A 21,346-nucleotide genomic window follows, 5' to 3' on the forward strand; every position below is an offset into this window, starting at 1 on the left:
CGAAATATGGATAACGGCCTCGCGCCGCGTGAGGCCTGGCCCGCGCTGATGGCATTGGCTCAGGCGGGTGATCGTGATGCTTATACGCGTTTGTTGCGGGCGATTGTTCCCGCCATTCGGGTGATTGTCCGCAAGCAGATCGCCGATAACGTACTGGTTGACGATGTCATTCAGGAGGTTCTGCTGACGGTGCATCGGGTACGCCATACCTACGATCCTGCCTTTCCATTTTTGCCGTGGTTAATGGCGATTGCACAGGCCCGCACCGTTGATGCATTACGTCGTCGTGGGCGCTCTCTTCAGCGCGAGACAGATGATGAGAATGCGTTTGCTGTGCCCGTGCCAGACAATACAGAGCATCAGGACCGGGAAGAAGAACTGGCGCTGATATTAGCGCAACTTCCTTCGCGTCAGCGGCAAATTGTGGAGCATATTCACCTCCAGGAAATGAGCCTCGCAGAGGCTGCTGCGCGCCACAATCTGAGTATTGCTGCCGTGAAATCATTACTCCACAGAGCATTAACGAATCTTCGCCGCATGGGAGCGAATCATGGTCGATCATGACAGGTTAATTGAGAAACTCAGCCGCGAAGCGAGGCCGGTCAAACGTCCCTGGTCTGACGGCTGGCGCGTACTGGCATGGATACTGATGGCGCTGCCTTGCGGCGTTCTGGGGAGTCTGCTGGTGCAGCGAGTCGCCACGGACTGGTCTGTGTCGGGGGCGTGGCATGCCGTGTTGCAACTGGTTTTGACCTTCGTGATGGGCGTCATGGCGATCAGAAATGCATTTTTGCTGAGTATTGCCGGGCGTAAGCCGTTGGGCTGGCGCTGGTTTGTCCCGCTGATTCTGCTGTGGCTGGTGGGAGCATTGTCCAGTTTCGGCGTCACGCCGGTTCAGGCTCACGCTGCCGATGAGGCCAACTGCTTCGCTTTCATGATGACAGTCAGTACCCCGATGATGCTGCTGGTCATTGGTTATTTGCGGCGCACTAGGGCGTTATACCCGCTGCGGACGCTTGCTGCCGCGGGTGCGGGCGTGGCTTGTATGGCGTTAACGCTGCTCTACTTTTGCCATCCAGTTGATATCCATCCGATGGATTTCCTGCTGCATCTCGCCGCTGTTATCACCATCGTGAGCGCAACGATAGTGTTGGGCTGGAGGCTGGTAGTGATAAGCTGAGCGCCTTGCCGTAAGGGAACTCAGGAGATGTGATGACGCAGGCAATTATGCTGCAGGGGACGGCTTCCGATGTTGGCAAAAGTGTTCTTGTCGCGGGGCTGTGCCGTATTTTCCATCAGGATGGCTGGCGGACTGCGCCGTTCAAATCCCAGAACATGGCGCTGAATTCCGGTATCACTCCGGATGGCAAAGAGATGGGGCGGGCGCAAATTTTCCAGGCTGAAGCCGCAGGTATCGTGCCCGATGTCAGGATGAATCCCGTATTGCTGAAGCCGGGTGGCGATCGCCAGGCTCAGGTTGTTCTGATGGGACAGGTGGCCTGCAATATGGATGCCGCCAGTTATCACGATTACAAGCCGCATTTGCAGGCGCAAATTTCGTCGGTCTACCACAGCCTGGCGCAGGAGTATGACATCCTGGTACTGGAGGGGGCGGGAAGCCCGGCAGAGATCAACCTGCGTGACCGGGATATCGCAAACATGGGGATGGCCGGGATGGCGCAATGCCCGGTTATTCTGGTGGCCGATATCGATCGTGGTGGCGTGTTTGCCGCAATCTACGGCACGCTGGCGTTACTTCAGGATCATGAGCGCTGGCGGGTGAAAGGCGTCATCATTAACAAGTTTCGCGGTGACGTGGCGCAACTCTCCTCCGGCCTGGAGCAGATTGAATCCCTCACTGGTGTGCCCGTGCTGGGGGTGATGCCCTGGCTGGAGATTGACCTCGAAGAAGAGGACGGCGTTGTATTACAACGCGTAAAACGGACCCAAAAGCGCGATATCAACATCGCCGTTGTGCAACTTCCTCATATTGCTAATTTCACCGATTTTAATGCGCTCTCTGCACAACCCGACGTGCGCGTTCACTACGTCAGCCACCCGGACCAGCTTCACGATGCGGACTTGATCATCCTGCCTGGCAGCAAAAATACCCCTGGCGATCTTATCTGGCTCCGGGAGACCGCGTTCGCCCAACGCGTACTGGAACACCACCGTCGTGGCGTACCGGTGATGGGCATTTGTGGCGGGTATCAGATGCTGGGCGAAAGCCTGACTGACGAGGTTGAGTCAGGTCTGGGCAGAATGCCGGGGCTTGGCTTACTCACGACCACGACACGTTTTGCACCCGTGAAAACGACCGTACAGGTGCGCGGGGAAATGGCCGCGTCGCTGCCCGGATGGCTGGCGTCGCTTTCCGGCATGAGCATACAGGGTTACGAGATCCATATGGGTGAAACGTGGTTAAGCGGTGACGATCATGCGGTGTTAGTGCTGCAAAAAAACGGTGGACAGGTTGCTGAAGGCGCGATGAGCGAGGATGGGCAGGTATTCGGAACCTATCTGCACGGGCTGTTTGATAATGACAGGTTCACGCGGGCGTTCGTCGACAGTCTGCGAACACGTAAGGGGTTGCCCGCCCTCGGCGATGGCGGGAGTTATGCGGATTATAAGAACCGTCAGTTTGATCTCCTGTCTCACGCCATGCGCGAACACATTGATATTGAAAGAATTTACCAGATCATGCGTGACCATCAGGAGATAACAGGATGATTTTAGTCACGGGCGGTGCGCGCAGCGGAAAAAGTGCACATGTAGAACAGCTGGCCGCCACGCAGTGCGAACGCGTTTTGTATATTGCGACCTCAACGGTGACGGACGAAGAGATGGCTCTGCGTATCGACAGGCATCGCGCTCAGCGTCCTGCACACTGGCGCACCTGGGAAGGATATCGGGATGTAGGCGACGTGATTCTTCATCAGGTGCAGCCAGGAGAGGGCGTGGTGATCGAATGTATGACCACTCTTCTTGCTAACCTGCTCTATGATATTTCCGGGGGCGCAGACCCAGAAACGCTTGATTTTTCAGCGCTGGAGATCGCTTTGCATGAGCAGGTTGATGCGCTAATCGCCGCCTGTCAGCAGGCATCTGCGCCGATTTTTATTGTAACCAATGAACTTGGTATGAGTATCACCCCGGAGAATCGCCTGGCACGCCATTTTGTGGATATTTCAGGCCGCGTGAACCAAAAACTGGCGAGAGCGGCACAGGACGTGTGGCTGGTGGTATCGGGGATTGGAGTAAAAATAAAATGCGCTTAAACATGTTATGGGCAACGATGCGCCTGATGACCCGGATCCCCATTCCGGCAAAATGGACCGATGGCGTCGATTTTCGTCATTTAGGGCGCGGTATTACCTTCTTCCCGGTTATCGGTGCGGTGGTGGGGGCACTGGCGGCAGTACTTTCCCTCGTTGTGAGCCAGACGGGCGGGGGAATATATATTGGCGCGATAGGTTATGTTCTGGCGCTGGTTGTGCTCACGGGTGGGTTTCATCTGGATGGGCTTGCGGATACCTGTGACGGTATTTTTTCCGCCCGGACGCGCGAGCGCATGCTTGAGATCATGAAGGACAGTCGTCTTGGGACATTTGGTGGGCTGGCGCTAATCTTCTGCTTGCTGATCAAGACCTTCGCGGTGATTGGGCTGTCGCACCTTCCGGCGACGGCACTGTTTTCACTGCTGATGTGCGCCCCGATAGCGGGACGTTCCGTACTGGTGCTGGGGATGTATGGCCAGCGTTATGCCCGCGACGTTGAGGGGTTGGGTAATTTATTCATTGGTCAAATCACCTTCCGTGAGGCGGCGATGACGCTCGGGATTGGCGTGGCTGCTGTCTGGCTGATTGCGGGGTTGCATGGACTGGCGGCATTTCTGGTCTGTTTCCTGGTGATATTTGGCATGGTGCGTTACCTGCGCAACCGGTTAGGCGGACAGACAGGGGATACCCTGGGGGCGCTGGAAGAGTGCGGTGAAATTGTGTTTTTGCTTGCCTTACTGTGGGTGTAAACCATGCGCTTATTTTTGGTTCGTCACGGGCAAACTGCCGCCAATGAAAGCGGCCTGTTTTACGGCAGTACGGATTTGCCGTTGACCGAAAAAGGGATTGAGCAAAGTACGCGGATTGGCGGGTATCTGGCTGAGCTTACGTTTAACCGTATTCTGGTAAGCCAGCTTCAGCGTGCGCAGCACACCGCGCGGCTGATTGCTCCTGAGGGTGTTTTTCAGCCTGATGCGCGGTTGAATGAGCTGGACTTTGGTTCCTGGGAAATGTGCCACTACAGCACGATCGCTGAAAGCACGCCGCAAGCGTGGCAGGACTGGCTCGATGACTGGCAAAACGCCACGCCAGGAGACGGTGAGCCGTTTCCCCGGTTTGCCGAACGGGTAAAAGAGGTTGCGCACGAGCTGCTGAATTTACAGGAACCTGGCGACGTCCTGATTGTGGCGCATCAGGGGGTTCTGAGCCTGCTGCTGGCGACATGGCTGAACATGCCGCTCGAAGCTATGTGGCATTTTCCGTTTAAGCAGGATGCCTGGACGAGGGTCGACAATCGTGGCGGGTTTATGGTGCTGCGCAGTTTTAATGACAGAAGCGTATTTCAGGCTGAAGAGAGAGAAGAACAATAATGGAAACAATGCAGACGCTGGTGGCCGCGATCCGTCCCCTGGACGAACATAAACAGACTGTCGCGGCGAAACATATTGATGGGCTGGTTAAACCGCTTAACAGCTTGGGACGCCTCGAGACACTGGCTATCCAGCTTGCCGGGATGCCGGGGCTGTTTCAGCTTGAGTCACTGAATAAAGAGATTATCGTGATGTGTGCCGATCATGGCGTGTATGACGAAGGTGTGACGGTAAGCCCGAAAGTGGTGACCTACCTGCAGGCGCTCAATATGCAGAAAGGCATTTCTGGCGTATGTGCCCTCGCAAAAACGAACCAGACGTCGGTGTTGCCGGTGGATATTGGCATCGACGGTGAGCAGATTGAGAACATGCTGAGCCTGAAAGTGAGCAGGGGAAGTGGGAATATCGCGCAGGGGCCGGCGATGTCGCGCGAAGAGGCTGAACACCTGCTGCTGGCGGCGGCCCGTCTGGTAAAAAAACGTGCGGATGACGGTATTTCTGTCTTTGGTACGGGGGAGCTGGGGATGGCGAACACTACTCCAGCATCGGCGATCATCAGCGTATTAAGCGGCTGTGATCCGCACGAGGTGGTCGGGATTGGCGCGAATCTGCCTCACGATAAATTGCAGCATAAAGAGGGCATCGTCCGCCAGGCGATCCGCGTCAATCAACCTGATGCAGCCGATGCGGTCGACGTCCTGGCGAAGGTGGGAGGGTATGACCTGGTGGGGATGACGGGCGTGATCTTAGGCGCTGCAGCGTGCGGCTTACCCGTTGTGCTGGACGGTTTTCTCTCCTATGCCGCGGCAATAGCGGCGTGCCAGATAGCCCCTGAAGCCAAACACTATTGTATCCCGTCGCATTTCTCGGCGGAGAAAGGGTCGCAACGGGCGCTGGAGCACCTGGGCCTAACACCGTATCTCTACCTGGATTTGCGCCTGGGCGAAGGAAGTGGGGCGGCAATGGCGATGTCCATCGTCAGTGCGGCATGCGCTATGTACAGCCAGATGGGTGTACTGGCAGAGACAGGGATCAGTTTAAAAGCCTGAATGCCGGAGGCCGGAGAGTAAATAAAAAACGGGGCAACGATGGCCCCGTTTTTCATCAATACCGCTTAGAACATTTTACGTAAGCGTAAGCTGAAGGTGTGAGCCTGGTAGCGATCGCCTGCCTGCAAGTCATAACGCGCGTCGAAGCTCAGTGCATCCGCTTCATACAGCGTGCTCCCGATAGCCACACCCGCCATATCTTTTACCGGCGAAGCGCCTTTGGTGATAAAGCTGGTTTCTCCAACAGTGTCTGCTGCATACGAGGCACGACTGCTCACCTGACGGTTATCGTACTGATGGAGCCAGGACACTTGTGCAAATGGTGTCAGGTTGCCAATTCCGGTCACAAAGGTTTTCTCAATGCGAGCCCCCATATCGCTGACAACAGACTGCGAGTGTGTGCTGCCGACATCCAGCGCCATACCGTTTCCGCCCGACTCTTTGTAACCATCAACATGCTGATAGCCATAAGTCAGGCTGGCCAGTGGCGTCAGCACTACGCTGGCAGGCAGGGTAAATGGATAGCCAAACTCAGTTTGCAACGTCACTGACTGCCCATTGAACTTACCTTTTGCCGTCCCGGAGAAGCCGGTGAAATCAGCGCGGCGAACAGAGTCATAGTTCTGGCGGTTGAGGCCTGCTGACAGGTTCAGATACCACGGATTGCCAGTGTAACCTGCATAGCCAATGACGCCGTAGTTATCCGCAGTGGAGGTATTGCCGCTCAGGCTGTCTTTCCCGTGTACCGAGGTGTTGCTGTAGTTGACCGCAGCACCCATGCGCCAGTCGTCATTCAGCGAGCGGTCAGCACCGAGGATCAGGCCACCAAATTTCGCGGTATAGCCGCTGACATCACTGCTGCTGTCCTGGCGTGCATAGCCGCCAAACGGCTGGCCCCAGACGATCCAGTTACTGCTGTAATCATCACCCGTTGCCACCCCACTTGTGCCAGAGCTGGCGGGGTTGCGAACAGCATCAATGTGCGCCCCAACCACCGACTGCGCGGTTGATGTCGCTACGGTTGCCGCGGTGCTGGTGTTGATATTCTGGGCAGGAGACAAGCTTTCACCAACGCGGTTAGCTTCTTGTTTACCTTCGAGCGCTAACGACGCGTTAAAGAGGTTCAACAGTTGCGGTGACGCAATACCCGAGTAGTTTGACAGCCCGCCAAGTGCCGCGGTAGCGGTTGGGGTGGTTGCCCATCCGGCCCTCGCCACTGGCGCGGGCTGAGAGGGCTCTGCGGGTTGTGATGGTATCAATATGCCAGGCGCTGTAGGCTGAGTGACGATTGGCGTAGTGGTTGACGGTGCTGCGCCAAGCGTTAAGACCAGAGCCTTGTTAGCCCCGTCTTCGTAGACAGAGCCGTTTACCGCGCCGCGATAGCCAACGGCTTTATAGTTCAGCTTATCGGCGTGATAATCGGTACTGGCGCCTGCCGCGCTAATCACCACATAACGCTGACCTTCGGCGAATTTGTATGTCGTGCCGGTGCGCAGCAGATTGACGTGAGAACCTGCATCCACAATGGCATTACCCGTGACATTCAGGCGACCATACCCTGCATCAGAGGCGATACTACCGTTTGAGATTGCTAAGTCAGATACGCCAGAAACCAGGGTTGCGGCAGCGTTCTGGTGGTAATTCCCCGTGATCTGGACCGGGCTGTTTACCTGGAGTGAGGCCGCACTGTTTTGCACAGTTCCATTCGGGACAACCACATTGTCGTTCAACAGCAGGGAGCCGGTTCCGAAGATAACGTCAGCGTTGGCGCTGGTCAGTGTGCCAATGCCATTCTGACCCGTCAGAACCCCGGTAGTGAGTGTCCCGCCGTTGATTTTTAATGGCGTGCTGCTATTCGTATAAATATCACCTTTGATCAGATTGGTATTGATCAGGGTAACGTCTGTATTGGCGTTAAGGTTAAGGATATTATTGGCCTGGACATACAGGGCATATATACCGCCACTTAGCTCACCATTGTTAACGATGGTCGTTGTTGCGTTCTGGTTGTTGAAACTGACAAAGTAGATACCAAAGTTGCTGGCCGAGATCCCACCGTTATTGGTGATGGTACTAATAACGGCATTATTATTGCTGTTGTTCAGGATCCCGAAGACATCAGCCGTGATTTGACCATTGTTCTCAATGGTATCAATTGCGCCCTGGTTATTAATGCCGAACACATTGCTGTTAATTTGTCCATCATTAATAATGCTATGAATTGTGCCACGGTTGAGAATACCTGCATTGCCAAAACCGTTATTGTTCTCAGTTTTAAGTGTGCCGATATTGTGCAATATACCAATCGTGCCGCTATTATAAATTGCCCCTGATTCCTCCGGGAGCGAGTTAATATTATTTATGTTTGAGGTGATCGTGCCTGCGTTTGTTAAATTCTCGATTGTGCCCAGGTTATTAATCGCGTGGTAGCCGGTAATTGTACCGTCATTGTTCAGGGTCGTGATCGTCGCACCTGAATCCACAGTCAGTGCGGAGTCCTGAACCGCGGTCACGGAGCCGGTTTCGGTGATATGAACCAGTGGAGCCGAACCGGTGATCGTTCTGCTGTTTTGCGCATCGTCGATAATAAAATCAGATACGGCAAAAGCCTGAGTAGACAGCAGCCCCTGTACTGCCATTGTAGCGACCAGCAGAGAGATCAGCTGGCTAAGACGTTTTTTTTCCATGATTAACCGTCACAAAGTTGCGAATGTTGTAATAATGCAGGTGGTATAATCTTCGGATTAATCCGATATCGTTCTGGCGCAGAATATACATTCTGTTGCAGAAAACAATAAGCTTTGATTAATTATTTATTGAAGAAATAAATGCCTGTTTTTTGTAATGATATTAATTTAACTTAAGGTGGAAAGAGCCTTGCGAACCCGGCGTAATATATTTTTAGTCGCTATATTGATTAGCTTATCTTTTTTATTTTCAGGGTGTGCATCGGACACTCGTCGCGAGGAAGCGGAAGGGATCGCCCGGCATGCTGGTCTGATCAGAGAAAACATTCAGGCCCCACCATTTTTAATAGCGACCTGGAGCCGAATAATGCCTCCGGTTACTGCCTTGCATGTTTACATCGAGGGGGATGGTTTTGCCTGGAAGAGCCGCACACAACCGTCAAATGACCCGACGCCTAATAATCCAACAGGGTTGAAACTTGCTGCTGCTGATGCGAATGCGAACGTGCTTTATCTTGCGCGTCCGTGTCAGTTCATCACGCCGTTACCCGCCAGTTGCCGCGTAAACGAGTGGACGAGCGATCGCTTTGCGCCAGAGATCGTGAAGGCAATGAACGATGTTCTCAATCAGTTTGTACAACGCTATCCCGGCGTACAGCTTGATCTCGTGGGATATTCAGGTGGCGGTAATATTGCGGCATTACTGGCTGCTCGTCGCAAGGATGTGCATTCTCTACGAACGGTCGCCGGCAATCTTGATGTGGCTTATGTGAATGCGCAGCACCACGTCACGCCGATGCCCGGTGCGTTAAACGCGATAGATTCAGCCTCTTCACTGCGCCTGATGCCGCAAATTCACTTTAGCGGGGAGCGAGATGAGACGGTTTCACCGGAGGTTGCCCGCCGTTTTCAACAGGCCGTGGGCGGACGTTGTGTGCAGGCTGAGGTCGTGGGTGATATGACACACGGTTCAGACTGGGCTGCCATTTGGCCACGATTACTGGGGAAAGGGTTGCCTGTATGTTGACGGACTATGTGGGCAAGGCATGGGAGGGGATAACGGCATTGCGTTTTCCCGCTCTCTATCGCCAGCAAAGAGCAATAGGCCATTGATAAACTGAGGGTGTTGTGTTCCCCGGGGCCACCCGCGGAAGTGGAATATCAGATATTTGATACTCAACGTACAGAAGGTGTCATGGAAAAAACCAGATTGTAATTTTGCCTAATTGCAAATATTTGCCTTTTTGGCATGTTTTAAACGGTGTGCAGGGTTCGGAATTGAATCAGAAACACGGGATTGTCTCTCTTTTTTAAACTGTTTATGCGCTATTCACCTCTGTTGAGGAGAACGCTGTTTTGACCGGGGAGTTGGGTTGAAATATTGTTACTATCAATGCATTTAACTTAATTCATATATAAAACAACTAATTGTAATATTCTCCTGCCCTTTTTCGTGACAAGTAATATCGGCCAGTACGTGTTTGTTATTCTCATTTTCAACCAATGAAGTACTACGCCAGTAATTAATTTTTCTCTCAGGGACTACACCCGTTTTCACCAATAAGCATGTTCGATTTATGTAGAAATGTAAGTAAATAATACTGTATAACCCTGTGTTCAAAATGGTCTCGCGCAGATTTTAAAACTCAAGAATTAATAGTCGGTTGATACAGAGGAACGTGACGTTATATGAGCAGGGATAGGCTTTTCAGAATGACGGTATCACTTCTGGTGATGCTGAGTGCAGGTGTGGAGGCAGTGCCGCTTTTCCCGTCGGACCGTGACACCATTCAACAGCAGCAGTCTGAGTTATTGCGCCGCGAACAGGTTCAGCGAGACGAACTTGAACGCAGTATTTCCCTGCCACGGACACCTGAATTCACTTCATCCTCCGATTCTGCTGGCCCCTGTTTTGATATTCACCTCATATCTCTTGATGGCGCCACGCTGATTAAGCCTGCCGTTCAGAAAAAACTGCTTTCCCCCTGGCTGAACCGCTGTCTGGATATGGCACAACTGACGCAGCTGACCAATAACGTGACGGACTGGTACGTTAGCCGGGGATATATCACCAGCCGTGCTTTTCTCACCGAACAGGACATCTCCAGCGGTAGTCTTCATCTCACTGTGATGGAAGGGCGTCTGCAAAAGATGAAAATGGACGGTGAAGCGCCGCGGGTGTTGAAGATGGCCTTTCCTGGGCTGGAAGGCGGTATTTTAAATCTGCGCGATATTGAACAGGGCATGGAACAGATTAACCGTACCCGCCGCGAACCGGTGCAGATTGAAATTCTCCCCGGAGAGAAAGAGGGCTGGTCAGTGGTTAATCTGGCGGCTACGCCCGAACTCCCGGTGGCGGGTTCGGTCAGTTTCGACAACAGCGGGCAGAAAAGCACCGGGACGGGGCAGGTCAGCGGTTACCTGTCGGTGAATAATCCGCTTGGTCTGGCGGATTCGTGGTTTATCAGCGGTGGTCGTAGCAGCGATTTCTCGAATGCTTATGATGCACAGAATGTGGCCGCAGGATTCAGCCTGCCATACGGGTATTCTCTTCTGGATTACAGCTATTCGTTGAGCAACTACCTCAGTACCGTTAATAACAACGGCTGGCTGTGGCGTTCCACGGGTGACACACAAACCCACCGTTTGGGTCTCTCATATGTATTGTTTCGCAACGGTAATATCAAAACAGCACTAATGGGCGGATTACAGCACCGTATTAGCCGAAATTATCTCGATGATGTATTGCTTGAGAGCAGCAGTCGCAAGCTCACCTCGTTTTCTCTCGGGCTGAGCCACACGCATAAACTCCTGGGCGGTGTTGGTACGCTGAACCCCGTTTTCACGCGCGGTATGGCGTGGCTGGATGCGGAGACCGATCACGGCAAAGGAGAGGACCAGCCGAAGAGCCAGTTCCGTAAATGGTCACTGAGTGCCAGCTTTCAGCGCCCTGTTACGGATGGTTTGTGGTGGCTGTCGAGTGCGTATGGTCAGTGGTCACCTGACCGACTGTATGGTGCAGAACAGGTCAGTATCGGGGGCGAAAGCTCGGTGCGTGGCTTTAAGGAGCAGATGATTTCCGGTAACAACGGCGGTTATCTGCGCAATGAGCTGAATTATTCCCTTTTTACACTTCCGTACATCGGACAGGTCAGTACCCTGGCCGCCATTGACAGCGGCTGGCTTCACTCTGACCAATATGGTCGGTACTCCTCCGGGACTCTGTGGGGGAGTGCTGTGGGAGTGTTGTCTTCTGCCCGTTATTACTCGTCACAACTGACCGTTGGCGTTCCGCTTAAGTATCCCGACTGGCTCGCCCCTGACCACGTTGTCCTTTATTACCGTCTGGCGCTGGTTTTTTAATCTCAGGAATTAACCGTTATGGATAACCGTCACTCCGTCTCTTTCTGTCGTCGTTTCCTGAGTTATGCCATCTGTGCCGTCATCGCGGGGCAGCCGTTATTACCTGCCATCGGCGCAGCGATAACGCCCTCCGGCAACGCACAAATGGAACAAGCGGGTAACGGTGTGCCGGTGGTCAATATTGCTACGCCCAACGGGGCGGGAATATCCCATAACCAGTACGGCGACTATAACGTCGGGAAAGAAGGGCTGATCCTCAATAACGCCACCGGCAAACTGAACCAGACGCAGCTAGGCGGTCTTATCCAGAATAACCCGAACCTGAAGGCTGGACAGGAAGCCAGAGGCATTATTAATGAGGTGACAGGAGGTAAGCGTTCCGAGCTAAAGGGTTATACCGAAGTTGCAGGTAAAGCCGCAAACGTCATGGTCGCCAACCCTTACGGTATTACCTGTGATGGTTGTGGCTTTATCAACACACCGCAGGCGACGCTCACGACCGGCAAGCCGGTGATGAGCGCCGACGGTAGCCTCCAGGCGCTGGAGGTTACAAAAGGCAGCATTACCATCAATGGGGCAGGGCTGGATGCCAGCCAGTCAGATGCGGTGTCCATCATCGCCCGTGCAACAGACATCAACGCGCAGCTCCATGCGAAAGATTTAACGGTGACAACCGGGGCTAACCGGGTTGGCGCAGACGGAAGCATTACTCCCATAAAGGGCGAAGGTGTTGCCCCGACCGTCGCAATTGATACCAGTGCACTTGGTGGAATGTACGCGAACCGTATCCGGCTGGCCTCGACAGAGCGTGGCGTTGGGGTAAACCTCGGCAACCTCAATGCCCGCCAGGGGGATATTACGCTGAATGCAGCAGGTAAACTGATCCTGAAGGACAGTCTTGCCACTGGTAACACGACCATCACCGCAACGGACGTTACCCTTTCCGGCGATAACAAAACCAGTGGAAACCTGAATGTCACCGGGACAAATGCCCTGATGCTGAATCAGACCCGTCTGGTGGCCGATAAGCATCTGACGCTGTCCTCGTCCGGGCTGATTGCGCAGAACGGTGGGGAACTGACTGCCGCGCAGAACATCACGCTCAGCGGCCATGCACTCAACCAGGACAATAGCGGCAAAACAAACGCCAGCGGCAATGTCACCCTGAGTGCCACCGGCAATGCGATGATGAAAGGCAACACAGTTGCCGGAAAATCCCTCGTTGTTAATACCGGGAGTCTGAGCAACAGCGGGATACTGGCTGCCGGAACGGATGCTCATGTCAGAACGGGTGAGCTGACCCACAGCGGCACTCTCCAGGGTAACACTCTGAATGTCATCGCCACCGATCTCACCAGTACCGGTGGCCTAAAAGCTGGCCGTTCTCTGGATATCAGCGCCCGCGATATCACGCTGTCCGGTCAGACCATTTCGGGTGACAGTCTGATCCTGAAAGGCAACACACTGAAAACCACTGCCACGGCACAGACGCAGGGTAACAGCGTCAGCGTGGAGGTACAGAACGCACAGTTCGACGGGACACAGGCGGCCAGAGACAGTCTTGCCATTAAGACCCGTGGCCGTCTGACACATGGCGGCATCACCCAGGCGCAGACGCTGAAGACAGAAAACGACAGCCTCAGTAACAGTGGCCTGTTACTGGCAACCGGAGATATTCATGTACTTACGCAATCCGTGGCGAATACCGGCACTGTCGCAGGCAACGTCCTGTTCATTAACGCAGAACACATCAACAACAACGGACTGTTACAGGGTGACGATTCACTGAACCTGACCGGGCGTACTCTTGATCTACAGGCTGGCTCCCGCACGCTCACAAATGGGATATTAAGCCTTTCGGGAACGACACTCACCAGCGCAGGACAGATCCAGGGAAACGGTATCAGCGTTAATGCTCATGACTGGCAACAGGGCGGCAGTTTGCTGGCAAAGGGCGCGCTTTTGGCATCGGTTACCGGGACGCTGAACAACACCGGCGAACTGCTGAGCCAGAACAACGCCACGCTGAATGTGGCACATATCATCAGCAGCGGCCGCCTGTTGTCTGCCGGTGATCTTGCGGTTACAGGTAATACGCTTCATAACAGCGGTACGGTGCAGGGGAATAATGTCGCCCTTTATCAGGACCGCATCACCAACAACGGGGCGATCACCGGGGTCGCGGCACTCACGCTGGCTACTCGTCCGGATATGGCCTCACCGTTTCTGTCACTGGTTAATAACGCAAAGGGATCGCTGCTGACTGCGGGCGATTTGTCCGTCACTGCCGGCGAACTAAACAATACAGGACAATGGCAGGGGAAACGGGTACTCGTTCATGCGCAGAAACTGACGAACAGCGGTGCGCTTCAGGCGGCAGAGTTACTGGACGCGCAAATCAGCAATAACCTCACCGGCGTAACCGGCAGCAAAATCACCTCAAACGGCGAAATGGCCTTATCGGCGCTGACGCTGACGAACGGCGGACAGTGGATCGCGAAAAACCTCGCACTGAACGCAAATGCGTTGACAAACAGCGGAGAGATCACCGGGGTCGATGCACTGTCAGCCACCCTGAAACAGAGCCTGAATAACCAGACCGGCGGGAAACTGCTCAGCGGTGGCAGTCTGAATCTCAGTGCAGGCAGTACCACGAATGCCGGGCAGGTTCGGGGGGCATCGCTGACGATGAATGTCTCCGGGGAACTGGGCAATACCGCCGGAGCCGTGCTGCTGAGCCAGGATACGCTGAAGCTATCATCAGCAACGCTGAGCAATCAGGGCACGATTCAGGGCGGCGGTGAATCTTCCGTGGAGGCCCGCACCCGCATACAGAACGACGGGAAACTCATCTCGGGGGGGAAACTCACGCTGGGCGCACCGGAACTGATGAACAACAGCAACGGGCTGATGCAGGCCGTCACGCTGCTGTTGGATGTGGTGAATACGGTGAACGGTGGGCGCGTACTAACGTCCGATCGTGCAGAGCTGAAAGGCACGACGCTGACCAACAATGGTACGCTTCAGGGGGCGGATCTGCTGGTGAATTATCGGAGCTTCACCAGCAGCGGTACGGCGCTCGGTACTGCCTCCCTGACGGTAAAAGGGGACTCTCTCAGTCATACCGACAGCGGTAAACTTTACAGCGCGGGCAACCTGCTGCTTGATGTGCGCGATTTCAGTGGTCGGGGTCTGGTCGTTGCGCTGGGCGATACCACACTGAAACTGATTAACGCGCTCTCGAACAACGCTACGCTGGCCGCAGGCAAAACGTTGTCCGTGACGTCGCAGAATGCCGTCACAAACAACAGGCTGATGCAGGGCAATTCCATCGTGCTCAATGCCGGGGGCGAGTTTGTCAACAATGCGCAACTGACCCTCGGCAGTGGTAACAGTACGTTCAGTGCGCAGCACATCCTGCAAAATACCCCCGGCTCGCTCCGGGCTGGGGGAGATGTGTATCTGGCCAGCCGGGGCAATATCACCGTCAACGGTTTTACCGGGACGGCGGGTAGCCTGACGATGAGTGCGGCTGGGACCCTGCTCAACAGCACCCTGATTTACGCGGGTCATAACCTCTAGCTGTTTGCTGATCGCATTCACAATATCTATGGCGACATACTGGCGGGCAATAATCTCTGGATGCAGAGAGATGCGGTCGGGAATGCCAACCGCCAGGTGGTAAATACATCGGGGAATATTGAGACGCAGAAGGGCGATATTACGGTTAAAACCGCCAGTTTGCTAAATCACAGGGAAGGGTTAACTGCTACAACGACAGAGAATGTGGCTTCAGCAGCGGAACCAAAGATTGCCGTTAATATTGATGATATGCCTGAAGGTAGTGTTGGGGTGTATTACGATTCCAGAACTTTCCACGGTGGAGGCGGTTGTGCTGAAGGGCTCTGCATAACCTATTACAAATTTTACTATGCTCCATTCGAGGATTATTTATCCCGGAAATTTATCCTCTCTGAATCGGCTACTCACGTAACCAGTCAGGGGGGGGCGGGACGAATTGCCTCTGGACGAGATATCAGCATAAATGCCGCGTCATTGAATAATGAAGCCAGCGTTATTCTTGCTAATCGGGATATACAACTGTCAGGGGGCGATTTTAATAATCAATCCTGGCAGGACGGGACAACAAAAGAATATTTAATTTATTCCTTTGATGGAAAGGTGGCTACAGACTCTGTCAGTTATATGGACAATCTATCCAGCCGTGGTGGCGTTGATGTGGAAGTCACTCGTCCTGGCAGTGACAGTCTGACGTTTAGTGTGACAGGTCATAATACTGAGTCTCAGACGGGCGCGATCTATCGCGCCATTATCAGCGCTGGCGGCAATCTCAGTGCGAATTTCACAAACAACATCGGCAATACCACCGTCACGGCGAATGCGGGTGGTATCAGCAACACGATTAATGCACCTTCGCTGAACACGCTGACACCGCAGGGTATCGGCAATAGCTTTAGTGGTGAATCACTGGCGGCAGTCGACAATACGGGGATCCGCGGCCCCGGTGGACTGAGCGATATCGCGGACGGGCTGGTGGCCATTTCAGGCGCCAACAGCAGTCTGTACCCGCTTCCGTCTGGCAATAACGGTTACTTTGTGCCATCGACAGACCCTGACAGCCCGTATCTGATTACGGTGAATCCGAAGCTGGAAGGGCTCGGGAATGTAGACAGCAGTTTGTTTAACGGCCTGTATGGACTCCTCGGGATGACACCGGGTCAGGCTCCGCATGCGGACGCGCGATGGAGCGATGAAAAAACGTTCCTTGGCTCGGCATACTTCCTCGATCGTCTGGGGCTGCGCCCGGAAAAAGACTACCGTTTCCTCGGCGATGCAGTTTTTGATACCCGTTATGTGTCAAATGCTCTGCTGAACCAGACCGGCTCACGTTATATCAAGGGGCTCGGTTCAGACCTTGAGCAGATGCAATACCTGATGGACAGTGCCGCATCACAACAGAAAGGTCTCGGACTCACCTTTGGTGTGTCACTGACCGCTGAACAGGTTGCCAGCCTCTCCGGCAGTATTCTGTGGTGGGAGTCTGCGACCCTCAACGGGCAGACCGTGATGGTGCCGAAACTCTACCTTTCTCCGAAAGATATCACCCTTAACCATGGCGGCGTGATCAGCGGGAATAACGTACAGCTTGCGGCGGGGAATATCACCAACAGCGCAGGGACTCTCACTGCACAGAATGGCCTCGCGCTCGACAGCGCCAGCAGCATCGACAACCTGAATGCGGGGCTTATTAACGCAGGTGGCAGCCTCAACCTGAGCGCAGTCGGGGATATCAACAATGTGGGGTCGGCGATTGCCGGTAAAGCCGTTGCGCTGGAGAGTATTACCGGCAGCATTAACAACATCACGCAGACGCAGAAGTGGGGGGGTAGCGACGCACGCACGCATCTTAGCGGGACCGATACTGGCTCAACCGCGACCATAACTGCATCAGACTCGCTGTCACTGGATGCCGGGAGGAACATTAACATCACCGGGGCGGAGGTCACCTCTGGTGGTTCGCTCGGCATGTTCGCCGGTAACGATATCAGTATTGCCGCGAATGAGATCACCGCAAGCGACAGTCACCGTAACCGCAAGAACCGGGAAGTCAGCAGTAGCGCCACCTCGCATCAGGGCAGTACCGTCAGCGCAGGCAAAAGTGTGATGATGGCTGCGGATAACAACCTGAATATCATTGCATCAGATATCAGTGCACAGGATAACGCCCTGCTTTCTGCTGGAAATGACCTTAACCTGAATGCTGCGCGGGAAAATGAAAGTCATCGTAACGGTAAATCAGAGAGTCATGAAAGCCATGCCGCTGTTTCAACGGTAACCGCCGGAAAAAACCTCACGCTGACAGCAGGGCGTGATGTGAACAGCCAGGCTGCCAGCGTCGCGGCGGAAAACAACGTCGCCGTTCAGGCAGGACGAGATGTGAACCTGATGGCAGAGTCTGCCAGCGAAGGCAACAGTTACCGCTCAAAAAACAAAAAAGAGATTAATGAGTCTGTTCGCCAGCAGGGCAGCGAGATCACTGCGGGGGAGCATCTTGCCGTGGTTGCTGGTCGTGATGTGACCGCGCAGGCGGCAGATGTGTATGCCACGGGCAAAACCGCTGTGGTCGCCGGGCGGGATATCACGCTCAGCACCTCCACCGAAAGTGATTACGAATACCTCGAGAAGAAAAAAACCTCCGGCGGGATGTTCAGCAAGAAGACCACCCACACCCTCCACGAGGAAAGCCACTCCCGTGAGAAAGGCACGCAACTTTCAGGGGAAAGTGTGATTCTCAGTGCGGGTAATGACCTGATGCTTCAGGGCTCATCCGTTGCTGCTGAACGCGGCGTGGCGCTGACAGCCGGAAACAACGTGACGGTCGAAGCGGCAACCAACACCGACACGTTCTACGACATGAAGAAGACGAAGAAATCCGGCGTCTTCAGCAGTGGTTCAGGTTTTGGTGTGACCATCGGCTCGCAGTCGTCAAAAAATACCCGTAAGGGGGCAGAAACGACCCAGAGCGATGCCCGAAGTATGGTGGGAACCTCTGGTGGTAACGTCATCATCAGTGCCGGAAATCAGGTCACGCTGAGTGCAGCCGATGTGATGGCCGGACGGGCGAAAGATGACACTACCCGCGCCACCGGGCATATCGATATTACGGGCAGCGACATCGTCATTATCCCCGGACGGGATACCGTTACTGAATCAGCGAAGCACGAAAGCAAATCCTCCGGTATTACCGTCAGTGTGAAAGCGCCCTTTGAGGACACCGTACGTAATGTGCGTGACACCGTGCGCGGGAAGGACGGTAGTGGTAAAAACAGTACCGTTGATAAGGTGAAATCACTCAGTGCAGAAGGGGCTGCACTGGCTTCGGATGGTCCTGGGCAGATGGCTGCTGTCTCTGCGGGGCGCAGTAAGTCTTCCGCCGAGTCGCACTACCAGGGTGAGTTCAACAGCGGCAGCAGTCTTGCTGCTGCTGGCAATATCCAGATGACGGCCACCGGTAAACAGGGGGGCAGCAACAGCGGCAATATTCTGATTGCAGGCAGCCAGATCAACGCCGGTGAAGCGGTGCTTCTGGATGCGAAACGCGACGTAGATATCACGACCTCCACCGACCGGGAGGCATACAGTAGCCGTAGTAAATCCAGCGGCTGGAACGTCACCTCGGAGATGCCGACCGCAGGCAGTGCTACCCGTGCTACCCAGGGCGGAGGGAAACATGGTAGCCAGCTTCTGCCGGGGGGGATGAAGCAGTCGGAGGATAGCAACCGCGGGACCCGCACGACAGAGAACGCGTCGGTCATTCAGGGTTCTGATATTTACGTCAACAGCCGTGAGGGCAGCGTGAATATCAGTGGTAGCCAACTCACCGCCACAGAAGACCTGATGCTTGCTGCGGTGAAAGGCAACATCACGGTCACTGCCGGACGCGACACGTCGCAAAATGATGTGAGAGGCAGCAGCAAAACGATTGGCACACTGGGTGGCGATGGCTACAGTGCCACAGCAGGTTACAGCCGGGAGAAACATAGCAGCAAGGAGGGTGCTACCACTGAGTTCGGGCAGCGTAGCCAGCTAACGAGCCAGACCGGCAACATCATTGCGCAGGCCGGAGGCGACCTCTCGCTTTCGGGGACGGATGTCCGCGCTGGTCAGTCGGTAAGTTTAAGTGGCGAGAACGTGCTGTTTGATGTGAGCCGTGACACCCGCGACGGAGAAGCCCACAGCAACAGTTCGCAGTACGGTGTGACCGCCGCTGCCGGTGGCTGGGCGGTTGATGCTGCAAAAGCGGCAGAGAGCACAGCTCGTAGCGTGGAAGACGGTGATGATGCGCGGCTCACCGCCATCAGAACAGGCCAGGCAGGCATGACTGCCGCCCAGGGGATGATGACGGACTCTGCTGTCGTCAAGGGCAAAGTCTCCGTTACGGTGGGCTCTTCCTCGCAGGACAATTCCTACCACGTCACGAACACCCATGGCACGACCGTGAACGCTGGAGAGAGCGTCGTCATTAACGCCCGCAACGATATTGTCGGCCAGGGCGTACAGATTGGCGGTAAAAAGGTGGTACTTGATGCGGGACGGGATATCCTGCTTACTGCGTCACAGAACACGCAGAATAGCCAGAGCAAAAACAGTGGCAGCCAGTTCAGCGCAGGCGTAGGCGTCAGCCTGATTGGCTCGCAGAACGGTATCAGCATTGAACTGGGGGCATCACAACAGAAAGGTAAGGAAAACAGCCAGTCACTGAGTAACACCAACAGCGTGATCCGTGCTGAAGACCAGCTTACGATCAGCAGCGGACGTGACACCACGCTGAATGGGGCTGAACTGGAAGGTCACCGCGTGGTGATGAATACCGGGCGTGATCTGACCATCAGCAGCGTCCAGGACACGGCATCCTACGACAGTCGGCAATCTTCATCAGGCGTAGGCCTCAGCCTGTGCATCCCACCGATTTGCTATGGAGCATCTTCCGGTTCAGTCAGCGCTTCAGGTGAGAATGTCACCCAGAGTGGAAGGAGCGTCACAGACCAGAGCGGTATTCGCGCCGGGGACGGGGGCTTTGATATCCGGGTGGGTAATCACACCCAGCTTGATGGTGCGGTGATTGCTTCCAAAGCGGACAGTGACAAAAACAGGCTGGAGACCGGAACGCTTGGCTGGAGGGATATTCATAACGAAAGTAAAACCTCCGGCGACAGTTACACGGTGGCGGTTTCGGGCAGTGCGGGAGGGAGCGGGAGTGGTGAAAACCGTAACGTGTCTCCGGCCATCGGCACAGGTCATGCTGAAAGGAACATCAGTGGCACGACCTCATCAGCCATCAGTAACGGCAGCATCATTATCCGGGACCCGGCAAACGAGCAACAGGATATCGCAGGGCTGAGCCGGGATACGGAGAATATCCACCGGGGTGTGGATGTTACGGGTGATGTGCAGAAGGTGAAGGATAATCTGGCGGTACAGAGTGAAGGGAGCGTCCTTGCAGCGTCAGCGCTGGATGTGTACGGAAAATATGCAGAACGGAAGGCAAAAGAATCCAATGCGGCGCTGAAAGAGAAGCTGGCGGCAGAAGGCAAACTGACCGGTGACATGACAGCGGAGGAGCGGGAAGCCAGGCTGAAAGCAGACCCTGATTATCAGGTTACAGACTACGGTCCGGGGAGTGAGTTCTGGACGAAAGGGAGCGCCGCGGCGGGATTACTGGCAGGTGCGCTGGGTGGTAACCTGAAGGCAGGAGCGGCAGCCGGAGCGGCTCCGCTTCTGGCCTCGCTGGTAAGGAAGGTGGATGAAGCGTCGGCCCGTGCGGCGCTGCATGGTATCGTTGCAGCAGCCCTGACGAAAGTGTCTGGTGGCAGAGGTTCAGAGGGAATGAAGGCCGGGGCGGCAGGAGCCATAACAGGCTCCGGGATGATGGAGCATCTGATAAGTGCGCTGTATGGAAACAGGACGGCGAGTGAACTGACTGCGGATGAGAAGCGTCTGGGTCAGCAGCCTGGTGACGATAGCGGGTGGTCTGGCAGGGGCGGGAGTCAGTGGCGGGAATCTGTCGATGGCGGCCC

General features: G+C 54.8%; 11 protein-coding genes and 1 pseudogene. 11 read left to right on the plus strand and 1 reads right to left on the minus strand.

From position 1 onward, the window contains the following. Window positions 1-6 precede the first annotated feature (6 nt). Genes GF617_RS22265 through cobT form a run of 7 tightly spaced genes read left to right on the plus strand, consistent with a single transcriptional unit; the run spans window position 7 to window position 5,697 of the window. Entirely contained in the window at window positions 7-564 is a 558-nt protein-coding gene (locus tag GF617_RS22265) for a sigma-70 family RNA polymerase sigma factor (RefSeq protein ID WP_181620780.1), read from the plus strand. Then, window positions 551-1,180: an NrsF family protein gene (locus tag GF617_RS22270; protein ID WP_203452468.1), complete on the plus strand. Its 630-nt coding sequence runs from the start codon at window positions 551-553 to the stop codon at window positions 1,178-1,180. The genes GF617_RS22265 and GF617_RS22270 overlap by 14 nt, the downstream gene beginning before the upstream one ends. A 32-nt stretch (window positions 1,181-1,212) precedes the next feature. Then, window positions 1,213-2,730, plus strand: coding sequence for a cobyric acid synthase (locus tag GF617_RS22275; RefSeq protein WP_181620778.1), 1,518 nt, complete (start codon window positions 1,213-1,215; stop codon window positions 2,728-2,730). Continuing rightward, window positions 2,727-3,278, plus strand: coding sequence for a bifunctional adenosylcobinamide kinase/adenosylcobinamide-phosphate guanylyltransferase (cobU, locus tag GF617_RS22280; RefSeq protein WP_181620777.1), 552 nt, complete (start codon window positions 2,727-2,729; stop codon window positions 3,276-3,278). The genes GF617_RS22275 and cobU overlap by 4 nt, the downstream gene beginning before the upstream one ends. Further along, window positions 3,269-4,027, plus strand: coding sequence for an adenosylcobinamide-GDP ribazoletransferase (gene cobS / locus GF617_RS22285; protein WP_181620776.1), 759 nt, complete (start codon window positions 3,269-3,271; stop codon window positions 4,025-4,027). Before cobU ends, cobS begins: the two co-directional genes overlap by 10 nt. 3 nt (window positions 4,028-4,030) lie before the next feature. Beyond that, a complete protein-coding gene (cobC, locus tag GF617_RS22290; RefSeq protein ID WP_181620775.1) occupies window positions 4,031-4,648 on the plus strand; it encodes an alpha-ribazole phosphatase in 618 nt (205 codons plus the stop codon). Next, window positions 4,648-5,697 carry a nicotinate-nucleotide--dimethylbenzimidazole phosphoribosyltransferase gene (gene cobT, locus GF617_RS22295; RefSeq protein ID WP_203452469.1) on the plus strand — a complete coding sequence of 350 codons (1,050 nt, stop codon included), beginning with the start codon at window positions 4,648-4,650 and terminating at the stop codon, window positions 5,695-5,697. Before cobC ends, cobT begins: the two co-directional genes overlap by 1 nt. Window positions 5,698-5,762: 65 nt before the next feature. Here the strand turns inward: cobT and GF617_RS22300 are convergent, their stop codons facing one another. After that, window positions 5,763-8,384 (minus strand): autotransporter domain-containing protein, encoded by a 2,622-nt coding sequence (locus tag GF617_RS22300; protein WP_203452470.1) that lies wholly within the window; start codon window positions 8,382-8,384, stop codon window positions 5,763-5,765. Between the two features lie 367 nt (window positions 8,385-8,751). Here GF617_RS22300 and GF617_RS22305 point away from each other — a divergent pair, with 367 nt between their 5' ends. The 4 genes and pseudogenes from GF617_RS22305 to GF617_RS27585 form a co-directional block, all read left to right on the plus strand. Beyond that, window positions 8,752-9,411, plus strand: a complete 660-nt coding sequence (locus tag GF617_RS22305; protein WP_309228322.1) for an alpha/beta hydrolase — start codon at window positions 8,752-8,754, stop codon at window positions 9,409-9,411. A gap of 686 nt (window positions 9,412-10,097) precedes the next feature. After that, a complete protein-coding gene (locus GF617_RS22310) occupies window positions 10,098-11,747 on the plus strand; it encodes a ShlB/FhaC/HecB family hemolysin secretion/activation protein (protein ID WP_239006582.1) in 1,650 nt (549 codons plus the stop codon). An 18-nt stretch (window positions 11,748-11,765) separates the two neighbouring features. Further along, window positions 11,766-18,335 (plus strand): annotated as a pseudogene (locus GF617_RS27580) (hemagglutinin repeat-containing protein); the annotation flags it as partial. Between the two features lie 330 nt (window positions 18,336-18,665). Then, the coding region (locus GF617_RS27585) for a hemagglutinin repeat-containing protein (RefSeq protein WP_375290962.1) at window positions 18,666-21,346 on the plus strand (2,681 nt) is incomplete at its 3' end.

The organism is Lelliottia sp. RWM.1 (genome assembly GCF_016859735.1).
Lineage (GTDB): Bacteria > Pseudomonadota > Gammaproteobacteria > Enterobacterales > Enterobacteriaceae > Enterobacter.

Bases quoted from the DNA above. Each gene is read 5' to 3' on its own strand.
- GF617_RS22265 (WP_181620780.1), top strand. From the start codon at position 7: ATGGATAACGGCCTCGCGCCGCGTGAGGCCTGGCCCGCGCTGATGGCA.
- GF617_RS22270 (WP_203452468.1), top strand. From the start codon at position 551: ATGGTCGATCATGACAGGTTAATTGAGAAACTCAGCCGCGAAGCGAGG.
- GF617_RS22275 (WP_181620778.1), top strand. From the start codon at position 1,213: ATGACGCAGGCAATTATGCTGCAGGGGACGGCTTCCGATGTTGGCAAA.
- cobU (WP_181620777.1), top strand. From the start codon at position 2,727: ATGATTTTAGTCACGGGCGGTGCGCGCAGCGGAAAAAGTGCACATGTA.
- cobS (WP_181620776.1), top strand. From the start codon at position 3,269: ATGCGCTTAAACATGTTATGGGCAACGATGCGCCTGATGACCCGGATC.
- cobC (WP_181620775.1), top strand. From the start codon at position 4,031: ATGCGCTTATTTTTGGTTCGTCACGGGCAAACTGCCGCCAATGAAAGC.
- cobT (WP_203452469.1), top strand. From the start codon at position 4,648: ATGGAAACAATGCAGACGCTGGTGGCCGCGATCCGTCCCCTGGACGAA.
- GF617_RS22300 (WP_203452470.1), bottom strand. From the start codon at position 8,384: ATGGAAAAAAAACGTCTTAGCCAGCTGATCTCTCTGCTGGTCGCTACA.
- GF617_RS22305 (WP_309228322.1), top strand. From the start codon at position 8,752: ATGCCTCCGGTTACTGCCTTGCATGTTTACATCGAGGGGGATGGTTTT.
- GF617_RS22310 (WP_239006582.1), top strand. From the start codon at position 10,098: ATGACGGTATCACTTCTGGTGATGCTGAGTGCAGGTGTGGAGGCAGTG.